Source organism: Pseudarthrobacter sp. LT1 (genome assembly GCF_035621795.1).
Lineage (GTDB): Bacteria > Actinomycetota > Actinomycetes > Actinomycetales > Micrococcaceae > Arthrobacter.
Genome location: NZ_CP141830.1, coordinates 1,127,698 through 1,142,958 on the forward strand (window position 1 = coordinate 1,127,698; position 15,261 = coordinate 1,142,958).

At 66.3% G+C, this 15,261-nt stretch carries 16 protein-coding genes; 10 read left to right on the forward strand and 6 right to left on the reverse strand.

The genetic code is table 11. The features are described from left to right. Positions 1-67: 67 nt before the first annotated feature. On the forward strand, positions 68-1,117 hold the full coding sequence (locus VIK36_RS05420; protein WP_324644366.1) for a helix-turn-helix transcriptional regulator: 1,050 nt from the start codon (positions 68-70) through the stop codon (positions 1,115-1,117). A 15-nt stretch (positions 1,118-1,132) separates the two neighbouring features. After that, positions 1,133-2,050 (forward strand): CPBP family intramembrane glutamic endopeptidase, encoded by a 918-nt coding sequence (locus tag VIK36_RS05425; RefSeq protein WP_324644367.1) that lies wholly within the window; start codon positions 1,133-1,135, stop codon positions 2,048-2,050. Position 2,051: 1 nt separating this feature from the next. Here the strand turns inward: VIK36_RS05425 and VIK36_RS05430 are convergent, their stop codons facing one another. The 3 genes from VIK36_RS05430 to VIK36_RS05440 all read right to left on the reverse strand — a co-directional run bounded on the left by VIK36_RS05430 (position 2,052) and on the right by VIK36_RS05440 (position 5,063). Continuing rightward, positions 2,052-2,789 carry a hypothetical protein gene (locus VIK36_RS05430; RefSeq protein WP_324644369.1) on the reverse strand — a complete coding sequence of 246 codons (738 nt, stop codon included), beginning with the start codon at positions 2,787-2,789 and terminating at the stop codon, positions 2,052-2,054. A 90-nt stretch (positions 2,790-2,879) separates the two neighbouring features. Then, positions 2,880-3,386 carry a DinB family protein gene (locus VIK36_RS05435; RefSeq protein ID WP_255174660.1) on the reverse strand — a complete coding sequence of 169 codons (507 nt, stop codon included), beginning with the start codon at positions 3,384-3,386 and terminating at the stop codon, positions 2,880-2,882. 54 nt (positions 3,387-3,440) lie between these two features. Next, positions 3,441-5,063 (reverse strand): helix-turn-helix domain-containing protein, encoded by a 1,623-nt coding sequence (locus VIK36_RS05440; protein ID WP_324644370.1) that lies wholly within the window; start codon positions 5,061-5,063, stop codon positions 3,441-3,443. 140 nt (positions 5,064-5,203) lie between these two features. Here VIK36_RS05440 and VIK36_RS05445 point away from each other — a divergent pair, with 140 nt between their 5' ends. From VIK36_RS05445 to VIK36_RS05460, 4 genes are read left to right on the forward strand one after another with little or no spacing between them, the layout of a single operon-like run. Beyond that, on the forward strand, positions 5,204-6,472 hold the full coding sequence (locus VIK36_RS05445; protein ID WP_324644371.1) for an alpha-hydroxy acid oxidase: 1,269 nt from the start codon (positions 5,204-5,206) through the stop codon (positions 6,470-6,472). 27 nt (positions 6,473-6,499) lie between these two features. Next, positions 6,500-7,408 (forward strand): ABC transporter substrate-binding protein, encoded by a 909-nt coding sequence (locus VIK36_RS05450; protein WP_324644373.1) that lies wholly within the window; start codon positions 6,500-6,502, stop codon positions 7,406-7,408. 6 nt (positions 7,409-7,414) lie between these two features. Continuing rightward, on the forward strand, positions 7,415-8,461 hold the full coding sequence (locus tag VIK36_RS05455) for an amino acid ABC transporter permease (RefSeq protein ID WP_324644374.1): 1,047 nt from the start codon (positions 7,415-7,417) through the stop codon (positions 8,459-8,461). Beyond that, positions 8,458-9,225: an amino acid ABC transporter ATP-binding protein gene (locus VIK36_RS05460; protein ID WP_303694825.1), complete on the forward strand. Its 768-nt coding sequence runs from the start codon at positions 8,458-8,460 to the stop codon at positions 9,223-9,225. The genes VIK36_RS05455 and VIK36_RS05460 overlap by 4 nt, the downstream gene beginning before the upstream one ends. A gap of 10 nt (positions 9,226-9,235) precedes the next feature. Here VIK36_RS05460 and VIK36_RS05465 read toward each other — a convergent pair whose 3' ends face one another. Then, complete coding sequence (locus VIK36_RS05465) at positions 9,236-10,126, reverse strand: potassium channel family protein (protein ID WP_324644375.1); 891 nt, start codon at positions 10,124-10,126, stop codon at positions 9,236-9,238. A gap of 50 nt (positions 10,127-10,176) precedes the next feature. Between VIK36_RS05465 and VIK36_RS05470 the strand changes: the two genes are divergently transcribed. The 3 genes from VIK36_RS05470 to VIK36_RS05480 are packed head-to-tail and all read left to right on the forward strand — an operon-like array spanning position 10,177 to position 11,929. Continuing rightward, entirely contained in the window at positions 10,177-10,689 is a 513-nt protein-coding gene (locus VIK36_RS05470) for a GNAT family N-acetyltransferase (RefSeq protein ID WP_324644376.1), read from the forward strand. After that, complete coding sequence (locus VIK36_RS05475) at positions 10,686-11,360, forward strand: DUF1214 domain-containing protein (RefSeq protein ID WP_255174667.1); 675 nt, start codon at positions 10,686-10,688, stop codon at positions 11,358-11,360. The genes VIK36_RS05470 and VIK36_RS05475 overlap by 4 nt, the downstream gene beginning before the upstream one ends. Next, positions 11,357-11,929 carry a DUF1254 domain-containing protein gene (locus tag VIK36_RS05480; protein WP_255174668.1) on the forward strand — a complete coding sequence of 191 codons (573 nt, stop codon included), beginning with the start codon at positions 11,357-11,359 and terminating at the stop codon, positions 11,927-11,929. The genes VIK36_RS05475 and VIK36_RS05480 overlap by 4 nt, the downstream gene beginning before the upstream one ends. Before the next feature lie 100 nt (positions 11,930-12,029). On the opposite strand, the gene VIK36_RS05485 is transcribed toward VIK36_RS05480, so the two are convergent. Beyond that, the gene (locus tag VIK36_RS05485; protein WP_324644378.1) at positions 12,030-13,706 is read right to left on the reverse strand and encodes an FAD-binding dehydrogenase; all 1,677 of its coding nucleotides are present in this window, start codon (positions 13,704-13,706) and stop codon (positions 12,030-12,032) included. 62 nt (positions 13,707-13,768) lie between these two features. Next, positions 13,769-14,221: an SRPBCC domain-containing protein gene (locus VIK36_RS05490; RefSeq protein WP_324644379.1), complete on the reverse strand. Its 453-nt coding sequence runs from the start codon at positions 14,219-14,221 to the stop codon at positions 13,769-13,771. 185 nt (positions 14,222-14,406) lie between these two features. Here VIK36_RS05490 and VIK36_RS05495 point away from each other — a divergent pair, with 185 nt between their 5' ends. Beyond that, entirely contained in the window at positions 14,407-15,213 is an 807-nt protein-coding gene (locus VIK36_RS05495; protein WP_324644380.1) for an SPFH domain-containing protein, read from the forward strand. The last annotated feature ends 48 nt before the right edge of the window (positions 15,214-15,261 follow it).

Genomic DNA, 15,261 nt, shown 5'->3' on the forward strand with positions numbered 1-15,261 from the left:
TCGGGTCACGCCGGAAACCCCCAATTCAGGGGATTGCGGCGCTGGCCGCCGCGACGATACTGGAGGTATGTGGGAGGAGCGCGCGGAGCGTGCCCGGCGTGACATCGCCGCCATGGCCGCAGGCGGGATGGACCTGGCCGGCCTCTACGCGGCGGCGCTGGCCGTCGTGCAGCGGGAGGTGCCGTTCGAGCAGGGCTGCTGGGCCGCCGTCGACCCCGACTCCATGGTGATGACCTCCATCACCAACTGGCAGCCGTGGCCGGTGGCCAGCCACCAGTTCGAGGAATATTTCCTGCGCTTTGCCCAGTCCGAGTACACCGGCCGGGAGCCGAACACTTTCGTGGAACTGCTGCGGCGTCCCCGCCCCATCGCCAGGATTTCGGACGCGCCGCACCGGGAGGTGGTGCGCAGTGTCCGGATCAACGATCTGCTCAAGCCCCTGGGCCTGGAACATGAGCTGCGTGCCGCCTTCCGGGTGGACGAGGCGTGCTGGGGAGTGGGCAGCATCTTCCGGGAAGGCGGCCGCGACTTCACCGACCGCGAGGTGGAATTCCTGGGCGCGGTATCCGGCACCCTGGCTGCGGCGACCAGGGCGGCCGTCCGCGTGGCGCACCCCGCCGGGCCTGCCGCCGTCGGGCCCGTCATTGTCCTTGCCGGGCTGCACGGGGACCTGCGTGCAGCCACGCCCGCGGCTGCGTCCTGGCTGGCCGCGGTGGAGGACGCGGCGCCCGGCCGCTTCAGCCAGACGCTCCTTTGGGTGGTGGCGCAGGCGCACGCCGCAGCATCCGGGACGGCGCGGGCGAGGATGCGCGACGCCGGGAACAGCTGGGTGGTGCTGCAGGCCAGCCGCTTGATCACCGGCGATGACCCGGAGCAGATGGTGGTGACCGTGGAACCTGCCACCACCCATGAACTCGCCAGCCTGCTGCTGATGGCGTACGGCGTCACGGCACGGGAGCGGGACGTCTGCCTGGAGGTGCTGTCGGGCGGTTCCACCGCGGAGATTGCCGGGCACCTCTTTATCTCCCCGCATACCGTGCACGACCACCTGAAATCGGTCTTCGAAAAGGTGGGCGTCGGCAGCCGGGGCGAGCTGGTGGCGCGGCTCGTGGCTTGAGGGAAGGGAGGACACATGCATGCGCTGGCGGATTCCATGCGCAGGCACCCGTTGCCGTGGTACTTCGCCGTGACATTCCTCCTGTCCTGGGGAGCCATCGTGACGGCCGTATGGATGGTCACCGGCGGCCTGTCGCCCACACCCGAACAGTTCCAGCGCACCATCCCCGCTACGGTGCCGGCCATGCTGCTGGGGCCCGCGGTGGCAGGCCTGGTCCTGACAGGAATCGTGTCGGGACGGGAAGGGTACCGGGAGCTTTGGGCGCGGCTGCGGATCTGGCGGGTCGAGGGGCGCTGGTACCTCTTCGCCCTGCTGGCCGCTCCCGTGACGCTGGCCGCACCCGTGCTGGTGCTCTGGATATCGTCCCTGGATTATGCGCCGCGGATTGCCACGGAGCCGGACCGGGGCGGGACACTCGTTACGGGAGTGGTGCTGGGGCTGGTGGTCGGGCTTTTCGAGGAGATCGGGTGGACCGGGTTCGCCATTCCGAGGGCCCGGCAGCATTACAGCGTTCTCTGGACGGGGGTCCTGGTGGGGGTGCTGTGGGGCGCCTGGCACTTCTTCGTGAACTACTGGGGCGGTGGCGGGACGAACGGCGGAGTGCCGCTGGCGGTCTTCATGCCGCTGTGGGTTGCCGGTGTCCTGGCCGGCCAGCTGACGGCCTACCGGGTGCTCATGGTCTGGGTCTACGAGCACACGGGGAGCGTGTTCGTGGCGGCCGTGATGCACGCCAGCCTGGCGGCATTCCAGTTCATCCTCAACCCGCTGGCACCGGGAGTTCCCCAACAGGTCTACCCGTGGGGGCAGGCGGCCACCATGTGGCTGCTGGTTGCCGCCGTGGCCCTGACAAGCCGGGGCGAGATGACGGGTTCGCGGCGGTTCCTGCCGATTCACGTCCGGTCCCGGCACCGGCCGCCGCGCCGGCGGAGGTAGCTTACGGGGTCCTGCGGGTGGTGGCGGGAAGATGCTGCGCGGGATCGAACCGGTCGAAGGACGAGGCGCCAATCACGAAGATGCCGCGCTGGGGGATCCAGAAATCACCCAGCCTGGTCTGCACGGTGAGTGGCTGCGGGGTGCCGAGGTCCTCGCCGCTGAGGGTTGCCGTGCTGCGGGAGATGAACCACATGCGCCGGGGTTTGGCCCGGAAGCCCTGTTTGTTGGGAACACTGCCCGTCAGTCCGAGGTGTCCAGCGCTGAGCATGGGGCCCGCGGCGGAACCCATCGACTTCAGGAATGCCTTGTTGGACAAAAGCTTGTTGGGCAGCGCCGTCATCACCGCGCTCATGGCGGCGGTGATGGGCGTCGACCCGAGTTCCACGTTCCAGGTGAGGTTCACGTCCTGGCCGATGGTCACGGTGAAGGACGTGTCGCCGGTCCAGTCGACGCCGACGTCGCACTGGACGGCATCAGTGAGGCCGGCGCTGAAATAGCGGGCGCAGGAAACATCCGGTGCTGCGTTCGCGTAAATGGTCCAGGAACCGGAGGGCCGGCGCAGCCAGACCGAGGTGTAGCCCGGCCCCACGCTGGTCACGGGGAAGCGACGCATGGCCAGGACGTGGCCGGTGCTGAACGTCAGCCCCATCACGCCGTACCCGGAGAACCGTTCGTCGTCGCCGGGACTGAGCGTGGCGTGGTGTTCCGCTTCGAGGGCCCGCGTCCGGATGGTCTTCATGGCTTTTCGCCTCCGCATGGATGGTGGGCTGAGTTTACGCCCGGCCCCGCTCGGCTACAACGGACTGCGCTGACGGGCCGGGGACGCCGCTCAGCCCGCGTTCGCCTCCGCCATGATCTGCTCGCGCAGGATGTCCGCATGGCCGCAGTGCTGCGCCAGTTCGCGAAGCATATGGAGGTAGACCCAGCGCAGCGGCACAGGTCCCCGCCGGTTTCCTGTCACCAGGTCATCCAGGCCAAGAGGGGCGGCAGCGGCCCGGGAGACGGCGCAGGCCTCCCGGTGGGCCGCGCGGACGGAGGCGACGGTATCGTCGTCGTCCAGGATGAATGATTCGTCCGGGGTGGCCGGAATGCCGATCTCCCTGCGCGGACGTCCGGTAAAGGCCTCATCGAACCAGACCTTTTCGACGAAGGTGGCATGCTTCACCAGCCCCAAAAGGGTGGTCCGGGACGGAACCAGCCGGCGCCTGGCCTGCTCCTCGGTCAGCCCGTCCAGGCACTCATCCAGCGCAGCCCGGTGCTCGTCCAGGAAGAACTCGAACTGGACGCGCTCAGGTTCGTAAATGACGTCATCCATGGAATGGGAATGGGGTGCCATACGCAGACCCTACCAAGCAGGGGGGATGCCGCCGTGGCCCGACTAATCCGCGCTTTAGTTGTGCCTCGCCCAGAGCTGCAGCCACACGAGCAGGCGTGTCTCGGGATCATCGAGCTCGATGCCGAAGAGCGTCTTCACCCTGGACAAGCGGTAGCGGACTGTATTGACGTGCACCTTCAGTGCATTGGCCGTATCCATCGCGTTGCCGCCGCAGCTCAGGTAGGCCCGGATGGTCTCCTCAAAGGATTTCCTGTGCTGTTCGTCGTACTCTGCAATCCTCATGGCGTGCACTCCGGGCAGCTGCCCGGCCGCGGTCAACGAGGATACAATCCGGCGCAGCTGCAGGCGCGAGCCCAGCGATTCATCGTCGGCCACCACCTGGTCCGAGTCCGGGTCGATCTGTCCTTCCGCAACGGTGCGGACCAATTCGGACAGGACCGTCTCGGCATTGATCCGGGACTCTGCAAGCCGGTTTACGGTAGCCGCGCTGCCCAGTGCGGCCAGGACGGGGCGGCCGAGGGCCCGCCGCGCATTCCTGACAATGGCCAGGATGGCGCCGCGCTGGAAGTGCCAGTCGGAATCGGTTCCCTGTGGCAGTACGACATACACAATGTTGTCCGAAAGTCCGCAGACCGCAGAGGGCAACCGGATAGCGCAGGCTGTTCGGATGGTGTCGAAGAGGCGGAGGCGTGACTGCAGTGTTTGGGCAGCAACTGCGTCCGCGGGCCACGCCGTGAGCGCCGCCACCCGGATGGAGTCTGCGGAGATACCGAGCCGGATAGCTGCCAGCTCGGCGCGTTTGGGTTCGAACAGCAGCGGCTGCACCATGTCCAACTGCCGCGTGAGGTTCGAAACGTAAGTGGTGCGCTTGTGCAGGATATGGAGTGCAGCCACGTTCGCCGCTTCCCGCAGGATCCGGGCTGCATCCTTATTCTGGTGACCGGCCCGTTCCAGGAGCCAGAGAGATCCCAGTACGCCCGCTCCCGCGCGGATGGATATGGCGGTGCGGCGCAGCTCCGGGTCTTCGGTCTTCACGTCCACCACATCGCTGGCAGCATGGACGCGCCGGTAGTCCCTGTCGGTCTCGGCAGAGCGCGGTACCTGCAGGCGCAGGATGGAACTGCGCCGCGTCTCATCGATGGGCTGGTCCGGGAGTGTTGAATAGGCAAGGATGGTTTGGTCGGGATCCACAATGGCCACGGCACCTCCTGCCTGCGCGGCCACTGTGTTGGCGAGATCGAACAGGTCGCCGGGACGGATGTCCACCAGTGTCCGTCCGGACTGGCGGTGCGGTATGACGGCCGCATCCATGATCTCTGCCAACTGGTTCCATGGCACTGAATCCGAGGCCCGAAAGAGCGCCATTCCGGTTTCGCGGGCGGCCGCCCGGAGCACGGTGTCCGGTTTTCCATTGGTCTTGTAAACGATTCCCACATAGCCGGCGTCGGCGAGGTCCTGGACCTTGGCCCGCAGGCGCTTTCCGGACAACGAGAGGCCGATGGCCAGGGCAAGAGCCCCGGGATACTTCGCGGGCGGGGCCGTGGAGTCGTACAGGACAGAGCCCGCCACCGCCTGCTGGTCATGGTCAGGCATCTCCACCAGGCGCACAATCTCCGAATCCGTGGAGCGTGCCACATCCGAAAGCGTGGGCAGGGAGAGGGGCTCGACGGCGGTCACGCGGCAGCGCCGAAGCAGTCACTTTGGTAGTTTGCGCTAATTCGAAAACTCCTGCCTTGTGGATTTCTCTATAGTCGCACAGCCCGCGGGTTCCTACGCTGAAGTCAACGAACGCAAGCGCAAGCAGTGGAAGGCCGTCATTGAAGATCAGCGAAGCCAAGGAGCTCATCCAGGTCAAAGCACCCGTATTTTCCCGGCGGCGCCGCGTGCTGGCCAACGCGTACAACGTGGAGGAATACCGGAAGTCCGCGCGCAAAGTCCTGCCCGCCGGAATCTTCGACTACCTCGACGGCGGGTCAGAAGACGAGGTGACGCTGCGCCGCAATCGCGCTGTCTTCGACTCCTGGGCCCTCATGCCCAGCTGGGGGCCGGTCGAGGGACCTGATACCAGTACAGCCCTGCTTGGCAGGACCAGCGCCCTGCCACTGACGCTGACCCCCACCGGCGCCACCCGGTTGTTCCACCCCGAGGGGGAGGCAGCCGTCGCGGCGGCAGCCGACCGCGCCCACATCCCTTACGGACTTGCCGGGCTAAGCACAGTGGCTATGGAGACCATTGCCCGGAGCCACCCCGGCTTGGACCGCTGGTTCAACTTCGGGCTGGGCTCGGACCCGCAGGCCGCGAAAGACAAACTGGCACGCTGCGAAGCTGCGGGATTCACCACACTGATTGTCGGCGTCGACACCCGTGCACTCGGTGCACGGGAACGCGACCTCCACAACGGCTTTACCGCTCCGCCCGCCTTGACGCTTTCGACGATTGCTGACATTGCCCGCCGCCCATCCTGGTGGGTCAACTTCCTGAAGTCAGAGGGCATCAGCTTCCCCAATCTGGATCCACACAGTGCCGCTGCCACCTCCATGGTCACCCCCTCCATGTGGCAGCACATCCTGGGCCATTCGGACGCATCCAGCGGCTGGAAGGAACTCGAAGCACTGCGTCAGGCCTGGCAGGGCAAGATCGTACTCAAAGGCTGCGTCAACCCATCCGATGTGGACAAGGCAGCCCGGATCGGGCTGGACGCCGTGCAGTTGAGCAACCACGGCGGCCGCCAGCTGGACCACATGCTGAGCCCCATGGACGTCCTCCAGGAATCGCGGCAGCGGGTGGGTGACTCGCTGGAGATCTACGTGGACTCGGGAATCCGGCGGGGCAGCGACATCCTCAAGGCGCTGGCGCTCGGAGCAGACGCCTGCTCCATCGGCCGGGCCTACCTCTACGGTCTGGTCGCTGCGGGCTCTCCTGGCGTAGGCCGCATCATTGACATCCTCGCGGACGAACTCAGGCGTACCATGACGCTGGTAGGTGTTTCCAGCGTCCCTGAGCTGAAAGCCAGGGGTGGGGAGATCCTCCGGGACCTCCGTTCTTCCGGCGAAATTCTTGAGACAACGAAGTCAGGCAACAACTAAAGAAGATCCCTGAAAGCTAAGGAAGCCATGCGCACCAGATACGTACTCCCCGTCCTTACCGTAGCCTCGGCACTCGCGCTCTCCGGATGCGTGGACAACAGCCAGCCGGCCGCCACCGGGCCCGCCTCGGCGAGCGGCACCGCCGCCGCCGTCGACGTCAAAAAGAACGACTCCATCGCGGCGTCCCTGCCGGACAAAATCAAGAGTGCCGGGGTCCTGAACGTCGGCATGGCCAACAACTACCCGCCCAACGAGTTCAAGGATGACAACGGGGCGCCGGCCGGGTGGTCCGTTGACCTCACCAATGCACTGGGCAAGGTGATGGGCCTGAAGGTCAACTTCGATATCGGCACCTTCGATAACATCCTGCCCGCGGTGCGTGCAGGCAAGGACGACATGGGCATGTCCTCGTTCACGGACACCAAAGAACGGGAAAAGCAGGTGGACTTCCTCAATTACTACTCGGCCGGCATCCAGTGGGCAGCCCCCAAGGGTAAGACCGTGGACCCTAACAACGCCTGCGGACTGAAGGTGGCTGTCCAGGCAACCACTTATGAGGACACCGACGAAGTGCCCAAGAAGTCAAAAGCCTGCACCGACGCAGGCAAGCCTGCAATTCAGATCTTCAAGTTCGACGCGCAGGACCAGGCGACCAATGCACTGGCCGTGGGGCAGGTGGATGCGATGAGCGCTGACTCGCCCGTCACCCTCTATGCGATCTCCAAGACCAAGGACAAGCTGCAGACTGCCGGCGACGCATTTGAAGTGGCTCCATACGGCATCCCCGTCGCCAAGGGCAGCGACTTCACTCCGGTCCTCCAGAAGGCGCTCCAGTCGCTGATCGATGACGGCACCTACACCAAGATCCTGTCCAAGTGGGGAGTGGAAGCCGGTGGAATAAAGACGGCTGCACTCAACGTGGCATCCAAGGGGTAACAGAACATGAGCAGGGCGGAATCCGACGGAATGATTGAGGCGGACCACGGCAGAGGCCCGCGCAGCGGCAGCGGGCGCGCCGCGGACGATGCTCCGCCCGAGGCCATCGTCGCGATTCCGCTCCGCCACCCCTGGCGGATTCTGATTGCCGTTGTCCTGGTGCTCGGGCTGGCGGTGTTTGTGCTGGACGCCGCACAGCGCCCGGACTACGGCTGGCCGGAGGTGGGCAAATACATCTTTGACCGTCGGATCAGCCAGGCTGCGTGGGTGACATTGTCGCTGACCATCTACGCCATGATCGGCGCGATCGTCATCGGCCTGGTGCTGGCCATCATGCGCCTGTCGCCCAATCCGGTGCTGAAGAATATCGCCTGGCTGTACATCTGGATCTTCCGGGGAACCCCGGTGTACGTGCAGCTGGTCTTCTGGGGCCTGGTCTCCCTGATCTACCCGGTGTTCACGCTGGGTATTCCATTCATGGAGCCGTGGGTCACCATCCCGAACGGGATCTTCACCAACCTCTTCATCACCGCCGTCATTGGGCTCGGCCTGAACGAGGCCGCGTACATGTCCGAGATCGTCCGGGCAGGACTCTTGTCCGTGGACCGCGGCCAGGAGGAGGCCGCCACGGCGCTTGCCCTGTCCTGGGGCCAGACCATGAGGTTCGTCGTGGTCCCGCAGGCCATGAAGATCATCATTCCGCCCACCGGCAACGAAGTAATTTCCATGTTGAAGACCACCTCGCTGGTGGCCGCCATCCCCTTGAGCATCGACCTGTATGGCGTGTCCCGCGGGATCTCCGCCGTTACCTTCACCCCGGTCCCGCTGCTGATCGTGGCGTCGCTCTGGTACCTGCTTTTCACGTCAGTCCTGATGGTGGGCCAGCACTTCATCGAGAAGAGGTTTTCCCGCGGCACCGGCCGGGCGGACTCGGGCAGGCGGTCACCGACGTCGGACACGGCACAAGCGGCAGGCCCGACGGCAGCCCCCGGAGCGGTGCTTCCGGGAGAGCCAGGCGCGCCGCTTGGCAATGACTTTGGAGGTAAGGGATGACGGGCGTGCCGATGGTGCTTGCCGAGAAGGTTTCCAAGAATTTCGGTACGAACAAGGTCCTGCGGGGTATAAGCCTGGAGGTGGGCCGCGGCCAGGTGCTGTGCATTGTGGGGCCGAGCGGATCGGGCAAGTCGACGTTCCTGCGCTGCATCAACCATCTGGAAAGGGTCGACGGCGGCCGGCTTTCGATCGACGGCGAGCTGGTGGGCTACCGCCAGAAGGGCGGCAAGCTCTACGAGCTCAAGCTCTCGGAAGCGGCCTTTCAACGCCGTGAAATCGGGATGGTTTTCCAGCGTTTCAATCTCTTTCCCCACCTGACGGCCATGGAGAACATAACTTTGGCCCCCATCCGGGTGAAAGGCCTCTCCAAGGCCAAAGCCACCGCCCGGGCAAAAGAGCTGCTGGAGCGTGTGGGGCTGGGGGACAAGGGGGACGCCTACCCGGCCCACCTGTCCGGCGGGCAGCAGCAACGTGTGGCCATCGCCCGTGCCCTTGCCATGGACCCCAAGCTGATGCTCTTTGACGAGCCCACGAGTGCCCTGGACCCCGAGCTGGTGGGGGAGGTGCTCGAGGTCATGAAGGAACTGGCCAGGAGCGGCATGACCATGGTGGTGGTGACCCACGAGATGGGGTTCGCCCGTGAGGTCGCGGACACGCTGGTCTTCATGGATGAAGGGGTGGTGGTGGAGGCCGGGCCGCCGCGGGAGGTTCTCAATAATCCCCGGCACCAACGGACCCAGGAGTTCCTTTCCAAAGTGCTGTAACTTCTGGCGCTCACGCCCGCGTTTCCGGGGGCCGCCGGTGCCGGTGGTGGAGTTCGTAGTGGTCGAACACGTCGGAGGATGTGTCTCCCACATGGCCGAACTTTCCGCGCAGCACTTCTGCCAGGTCATCCAGGGCCGCGTAGAGCATGCGCCCGGCAAACCGCAGTTCAGGGTTGTCGCTGGCCTGGGCTTCCGAGGCCAACTGGTGGGCGTAGGCAACGGTGGCCGGCAGCGATCCCCGCTGTTCCACCTCGTGGAAGTAGTAGGTCTCGTGGAACGAAAGAAGGTCGATGCTGACGGAGGCCACGTTTTCGGCCATCGCCTCCAGCAGTCCCGCCGCATGACCGGCTTCCAGCGCGGCAATGCCGGAGGTTCCTGCCGCTTCCCGGAACAGGTTGAGCCGGTGGGCAAGGGCACGCCGCCGGCTCAGCGCCGGGTAGGTCTGCAGGATCCAGGAGACCGTGGCGGTCAGCAGGCCAAAACCTGCCACGGCCTGGAACGCCATCACCAGGCGAAGGACCGGATGGATGGCCACGATTTCACCGAACCCCGCCGTGGACAGGGCCACCAGGGAAATGTAAAGCGCTTCGGCGAAGTCCGCCTGCCGGGGGATGTCGTTTGAATAGGAGAAGCCGTCCGGCAGGTGGGGGAGGTACAGGAGCGCCCAGCCCACGGCAGCCAGGGTGGCCCATGCGGCGATGACCGCAGCCATGGCCAGCGGGGCGGCGACCGATGAGGCGCCGCCCCGCAGTTTCCTGGACAGCAGCCAGAACCCGCGCATGATGGTCCGGCCCACGGGACCGGAGCCATGCGGGTAGAGCAGTGTGTGGAAGACGTCGGCGATCATCAGCAGAATCAGCGCCGCGCCAACCGCCGTCAAAAGCACGCCCTCGAAGTCCATGCCTCATCTTAAGTGCCGCGGAGTGCCGGTCCGCTGGCTAGGCTGGCGCCATGGACTTTCGACTTCGCCAGGCCACCCCGGAGGACGCCGAGGCGGTGGTGCTCATGCAGACGCTGGCGCACGAGGAGTGCTACCCGCACCTGCTCTCGCCGGCCTTCTTCGAGCGGCGCCGGGCCGGCATCCCGGAACGGGTGGAGCGGCGGCGGGCGTTCCTGGACACCCATGAGCCGCGGATCCTCGCCTTCGACGCCGACAACCAGCTGGTGGGCTACGCGGACGCCGGACCCGGGCGGGAGGCGGATGCTCCCGGGGCGCTGGAGCTCTACGCGATCTACACCCTCCGGCGCACCTATGGAACCGGCCTGGGGGCAGCACTGGTGCGTGCCGCCGTCGGCTCCGGTCCGACGTACCTGTGGGTGCTGGAAAACAACCCGCGCGCCCTGGCCTTCTACCTGAAACAGGGATTCCGGCCCGACGGGAAACGCAACACCCTGCCGCCCGAATGGGAGGCACTTCCCGAACTGCGGCTGGTCCGGAGGGCCAAGGAAGCAACGGAACGTTGAGGAGGGCCTATGCCTACTTCGCCGCGCTGGTGGGCATCATCTGCGTGGCGTTCATCCTTGCCATGCTCTTCCTCCCGCTGAACCGGACCGTCCGCAGCGATGTGCTGCAGGGCTTTCTGATTGGCTTTGGCCTGGCTTTCGTTACTGCCCAGGTGTACGCGAGGATCAAAGCCGTCCGTGTGAACGGGTGGGTCACCATGCCCGGCCTGGGCGATCCGGGCAACGGCGTGCTGATGCGCGCTGCCTGCGCGCAGTTGTTCCCGGGCCCGGTGAACACACCGGAAGAGGCGGTCTACTGGTGGGCCAACTCGGATGCGACGGGCGCCCAACTGACCGGCCGGCATGAGTACGTCCTCCGGTTCCCGCCGGGCGGTTTGCCGCCCACCAACGCCTTCTGGTCGCTGACGATGGGCGATGCCAGGAACCGCTTCGTGGCCAACCCCCTCCGCCGGTACAGCGTGAGCGACAGGTCCGGATTGGTCCCCGGCCCGGACGGCTCTGTTGAGGTCTGCATCCAGGCCACCCCTCCGGCAGGCCGCGAACGTAACTGGCTGCCCGCCCCGGACGGAAAGTTCATTCTCTGGCTGCGTGTCTACGAGCCCGGCCCGGCAGTCCTGGACGGAAGCTATGTGGTTCCGGCAGTGGCCAGGGCGGGAGGCGGGACGCCATGAGTCTGGAACACCTGCTCATCTTCGGCACGGTCATGGCGGCCACGTGGTTCGCTGCCACCTATTTTTGGCCCCGCATGCTCCTGTCCGTGTTCAAGCGGGCCATCGTGGTCAAGGGCTTCGGCGAAGGTCCCATTCCCGTCAATACCCTGTACACCCAGTCGCAGGCGCTCTTCGCCGACCCCCTTAATGTTCCGGCGGGCACCTCCCGGGTGGCATCGGCCGGCGTCAACCGGGACACCCTCCTGACCTTGGGTTGGCTGGACCTCTCGAAAGGTCCGCTGGTGCTCCACGTGCCGGACATGGGAGGGCGCTACTACAGCGTGCAGTTCACCAACCCCTCCAACAACACCAATTTCGCCTACGTGGGCAAGCGCACCACCGGCACAGGGGCAGGGGATTTCCTCATCACGGGGCCTGGATGGACCGGTGATGTCCCGGGCGGGATGGGACATATCGCTTCGCCGCGCCGCTCGGTGCTCCTCATCGGCCGCGTGCTGGTCTACGACGACGGCGACCTTGCAACCGCACACAGGCTCTCGACGCAGCTGCGACTGGCGCCCCTGCCGTAACTTCAAGAAGGCACAACGGACGACGGCGGCACAGGGCCGGGTGCCACAGCTGACTTTGGCGCGGCCCGGGCCTTGGTGCACCCCGGGCTACAGCGGGGGCTTAGAGTGCGGCGGCGAGCGTGCGGCCCACGGTGAGGCCGGTGAAGATGCACCCGCCCAGGAAAGTGCCTTCGAGCGCGTTGTACCCGTGGGCGCCGCCGCCGCCGAAACCTGCAGCTTCCCCGGCAGCGTAAAGCCCGGGAACGGGAACGCCGTCCCGTCCCATTGCCTGGCCTGTAAGGTCCGTCTGGATTCCGCCCAAGGTCTTCCGGGTGACCACGTGCAGACGCACGGCGATCAGCGGCCCGGCTTTCGGGTCCAGGATCCGGTGCGGCTTCACGGTGCGGAAAAGCCGGTCTCCCAGGTAGCGCCGGCTGTTCCGGATGCCGGCCACCTGGCTGTCCTTGGAATAGGGATTGCGGATCTCGGCGTCGCGCTCCTCGATCTGCCGCCGGAGGTGCCCGTGGTCCAGCAGCGGCTGGTCCGTCAGGGCGTTCATCCCGCTGACCAGCTCCGCCAGGTTGTCCGCCACCACAAAGTCAGCGCCGTGCTCTTTGAACGCCTCAATGGGGCCGGACGCGCCGCGGCCCAGCCGGGTCTTCAGCAGGAGCTTGAGGTCCCGGTTGGTGATGTCCGGATTCTGCTCCGAGCCGGAAAGAGCGAACTCTTTTTCGATGATGCGCTGGTTGAGGATGAACCAGGAATGGTCGTACGGCTGAAGCTCGGGGGTGGTCCGGAGCAGGCGGAGGGTGCCCAAGGTGTCGTAGCCGGGCAGGCCGGGTGCGGGGAGCCGGCGGCCCAGGGCATCGAACCAGAGCGACGACGGCCCGGGCAGGATCCGGATGGCATGGTCCGGCCAGATGGGGTTCCAGTTCCGGATGCCCTCCGTGTAGTGCCACATGCGGTCACGGTTCACCAGCCGGACGCCGGAGTCGTCGGCGATGTCCAGCATCCGCCCGTCCACATGCTGCGGCACCCCGGTGACCATCCTGCCCGGCGGCGTCCCCAGCCGCTCCGGCCACCAGCGGCGCACCTGCCCGTGGTTGCCGCCGATCCCGCCGGACGCAATCACCACCGCCTGCGCCCGCAATTCGAAGTCCCCAACCATGTCCCGGGTGGAGGACACCCCGCGGGGGGAGTCATCAGGCGCCAGCACCGCGCCCCGCACCCCGGTGACCGTGCCGCCGTCGTACGTTAAACCGTCCACCCGGTGCCGGAAGAAAAACCTGACGGCGCCCGCCGCAGCAGCCGCGCGGGCCTTGTCCGCGAACGGTTCCGACACCCCGGTGCCGGTGCCCCAGGGGACGTGGAAGCGGGGGACCGAGTTGCCGTGGCCGCCGGCCCTGCCATCACCGCGCTCGGCCCAGCCCACCAGCGGGGTGAACCGGATGCCCTGCTGCTGCAGCCACGCGCGCTTCTCACCGGCGGCGAACTCCACGTACGCGCGCCCCCACCTGGCCGCCCATTCGTCCTCCGGGCAGGGGCCGGTGAGGCGGTCCCACTGCGCCGAACCCTGCCAGTCCTGCCATGCCAGCTCAGAGGAATCCTTCACGCCCAGCCGGCGCTGCATCGGGGTGTCCACCAGGAAGAGGCCGCCCAGCGACCAGAACGCCTGGCCGCCCAGGTTGGCCGCGTTCTCCTGGTCCACGATGGCCACCCGCCGTCCGGCTCGGACCAGCTCGTTGGCGGCCACGAGCCCGGCCAGCCCGCCGCCGATAATGATGACGTCCGCGTCCATGCGATCCCCGCCCTGCCTGACGATAAGTGAGAGTCCAGCATCAACCTACAGCAGGGCAGCGGCTACGCCCGTCCCGCGAGGACCGTGCCGAGTTTTTGGAACGAATCGCTCCAGCCTGCGGTGTGCAGTGCCAGCCGTTCTTCCGTCAGGAACGGTCCCTGCGAGAGGACCACATGGGTCCCGCTGTCGGCCCGGGCCAGGGAGAGATCGACGACGGTCTCCCGGTCGTCGGGTGCCGGTTCTTCCCACGAGAACGTGTAGACCACGCGCCAGGGCGGGTCGATTTCCAGGAACGTACCGGAGAGATGGAACGGCTCGCCCTCCGGCGGGGCCATGGTGAACCGGTAGCGGCCGCCGGCCACCAGATTGACCTCCACCGCCGGGATGGTAAAGCCGTGCGGGCCCCACCAGGCTGCCAGTTCGTCCGGTTCCGTCAGCAGCCGGAATGTTTCCTCCGGCGTAGCAGGGACCGTGCATTCCAGGTTCAGGACCAGGCCGGACGTGTGCTCGCTCATCGTTTCACTCTGCCACCACCGGTGTCCGGCGAACAGGTGGCAGTGGGACCCGGCAGGAGGCACATTCCGGCTGTGCGAGCCAGGCTTCCTTCGGCCAGTTGGTGGGACAATGGAGCCAGGACTCCTGTCACGGTGCCGGCCCCGGCACCGGCACCTTCCGCTCAACAAACCAGGAGGGGATCCTGATGGACCCCACCACTGTCATCGCGATTATTGTCGTCATCCTGCTGCTCATCGTGGCGAGGATGTCCATCCGGATTGTGCGCCAATACGAGAAGGGCGTGCTCTTCCGGCTCGGCAGGGTCATCGGTGTCAGGGATCCCGGGCTGCGGCTGATCGTCCCGGTCATCGACCGGCTGCCGCTGGTCAGCCTGCGGATCGTCACCATGCCCATCCAGTCCCAGGGCATCATCACCCAGGACAACGTGAGCGTGGACGTCTCAGCCGTGGCCTACTACCGCGTGGTGGACGCCGTGAAGTCCATTGTCGCCATCGAAAACGTTGCCGCGGCCATCGACCAGATCGCCCAGACCACCCTGCGGAAAGTCGTGGGTCAGCACACCCTGGACCAGACCCTGTCCGAGACCGCGCGGATCAACGCTGACATCCGGCAAATCCTCGATGTGCTCAGCGTCGAGTGGAGCGTGGAGGTCACGCTGGTTGAGCTGAAGGACATCCAGCTGCCTGAAAGCATGAAGCGGGCCATGGCCCGCCAGGCTGAAGCTGAACGTGAGAAGAGGGCAAAGATCATCGCCGCCGAAGGCGAGGCCATCGCCGCCACGGCGCTCGGCGACGCATCGGACACCATGATGGCCCACCCGCTGGCCCTGCAGCTCAGGAACCTGCAGTCCCTCGTGGAAATCGGCGTCGACAAGAACACCACGGTTGTTTTCCCGGCGCCGCTTATGAGTACCATCGGCGAACTCTCGGCGTTCCTGGCCCGGGAGGGCCAGGCGGCATCGTCCGGTAAGCCACCCATCAAGGCCGCCTGAACGCCGCTCGCCGTAAAATCCCCGCCGTTCGGCGCGCCAACAGTACGT

Bases quoted from the DNA above. Each gene is read 5' to 3' on its own strand.
- VIK36_RS05420 (WP_324644366.1), top strand. From the start codon at position 68: ATGTGGGAGGAGCGCGCGGAGCGTGCCCGGCGTGACATCGCCGCCATG.
- VIK36_RS05425 (WP_324644367.1), top strand. From the start codon at position 1,133: ATGCATGCGCTGGCGGATTCCATGCGCAGGCACCCGTTGCCGTGGTAC.
- VIK36_RS05430 (WP_324644369.1), bottom strand. From the start codon at position 2,789: ATGAAGACCATCCGGACGCGGGCCCTCGAAGCGGAACACCACGCCACG.
- VIK36_RS05435 (WP_255174660.1), bottom strand. From the start codon at position 3,386: ATGGCACCCCATTCCCATTCCATGGATGACGTCATTTACGAACCTGAG.
- VIK36_RS05450 (WP_324644373.1), top strand. From the start codon at position 6,500: ATGCGCACCAGATACGTACTCCCCGTCCTTACCGTAGCCTCGGCACTC.
- VIK36_RS05455 (WP_324644374.1), top strand. From the start codon at position 7,415: ATGAGCAGGGCGGAATCCGACGGAATGATTGAGGCGGACCACGGCAGA.
- VIK36_RS05460 (WP_303694825.1), top strand. From the start codon at position 8,458: ATGACGGGCGTGCCGATGGTGCTTGCCGAGAAGGTTTCCAAGAATTTC.
- VIK36_RS05465 (WP_324644375.1), bottom strand. From the start codon at position 10,126: ATGGACTTCGAGGGCGTGCTTTTGACGGCGGTTGGCGCGGCGCTGATT.
- VIK36_RS05470 (WP_324644376.1), top strand. From the start codon at position 10,177: ATGGACTTTCGACTTCGCCAGGCCACCCCGGAGGACGCCGAGGCGGTG.
- VIK36_RS05480 (WP_255174668.1), top strand. From the start codon at position 11,357: ATGAGTCTGGAACACCTGCTCATCTTCGGCACGGTCATGGCGGCCACG.
- VIK36_RS05485 (WP_324644378.1), bottom strand. From the start codon at position 13,706: ATGGACGCGGACGTCATCATTATCGGCGGCGGGCTGGCCGGGCTCGTG.
- VIK36_RS05490 (WP_324644379.1), bottom strand. From the start codon at position 14,221: ATGAGCGAGCACACGTCCGGCCTGGTCCTGAACCTGGAATGCACGGTC.
- VIK36_RS05495 (WP_324644380.1), top strand. From the start codon at position 14,407: ATGGACCCCACCACTGTCATCGCGATTATTGTCGTCATCCTGCTGCTC.